General features: G+C 49.3%; 1 protein-coding gene. It reads right to left on the bottom strand.

The genetic code is table 11. The features are described 5' to 3' along the window. The coding region (locus ACRC27_RS06560) for an SLBB domain-containing protein (protein WP_438639467.1) at positions 1-1,168 on the bottom strand (1,168 nt) is incomplete at both ends.

Genomic DNA, 1,168 nt, shown 5'->3' with positions numbered 1-1,168 from the left:
GTGGTCAGGATCTGGATTTTCGAGGTGTCTGCTTTGTCAGACGGGCCACCGGCATTGGCCAATAAATCCAGCAACGACATTTCATCTGACCACTCATAACGGCCGGGCTTATTGACTTGCCCGATCACCATTACCGCATGACTTGGTGCGACTTTGAGCCACGATTTTTCATTAATATCGGTTTTTTCTGGGATAAAAATAGCATCACCGGGGTTAATCGGCGGTAAAGCGCGCTTAGTGAGCCCTTCGGTATAGCCTTGTAAATCGAACGGCTCGATGCTGCCATTGGCACGAATGATGCGAATTTGACGACTTTCCGAATAGCGCGTAGGGCCACCGGCGTTAGCCAAAATATCCATAAAAGAATCACCTGGACGGCTTTCATAGGCCCCCGGTTTGGCTACTTCTCCCATGATATAAACGGTTCTGGCGCCTTTTTTAATCTGCTCTTCATCCTTGGGGATAAAAATGGTACTGCCGGGGCTTAAGGTCGGCAGAAAACTCTTATCACCAGTATCGAGAAACTTTTTCAGGTCAAACAAGGTGGGTTGGTTATCGCTAATCACTCGGATACGCTCAACTCCCGCATAGCGTGTCACCCCGCCTGCGCGCATCAGCATATCAATGACGCTGTCACCGGATTTTAAGCTGTAGGCCCCCGGGGTATTGACCTCACCAAATACTTTTACCGCTCGTTGGGCATCGGCGGCATCGCCACTTTTGGACAGTGTTGCGGCGTCAAAATCAATCTGAACATTACCGGTTAACGGTGAAGCGGGCACAAAAACGGTATCCAGTGTCTGCAGTGCCGGCATGCTGCTGCTATCACCGGTATCCAGATAGTGTTTGTAGTCAAACGCCAATTTCTGGTTATTACGCTGCACCTGAATATTACTCAGCTGGGCTCCCGGCACCAATCCACCGGCTGATTCCACGGCCAATTGCACATTGGCGTCTTCCGGCAGCTGATAATTGCCTGGTTTGCGCACATATCCCATGACATTAATCAGCAATAAACGTTCTTTGATGCTGACACTAAAACCAGAGAGATCTTTGTAGACCGATTTTAAACGTTGCCGAATTTTGTCACTGGCTTGTGGCAAGGTGAGATTGAGTAGGTTGACTTCGCCTACTTCGGGTAAACGCACATTACCCGTGCGGGTAATTT

Origin of the sequence: Plesiomonas sp. (assembly GCF_051650925.1) — a bacterium.
Lineage (GTDB): Bacteria > Pseudomonadota > Gammaproteobacteria > Enterobacterales > CAMTGL01 > Plesiomonas.
This window is presented reverse-complemented; position numbering and strand designations above follow the sequence as displayed.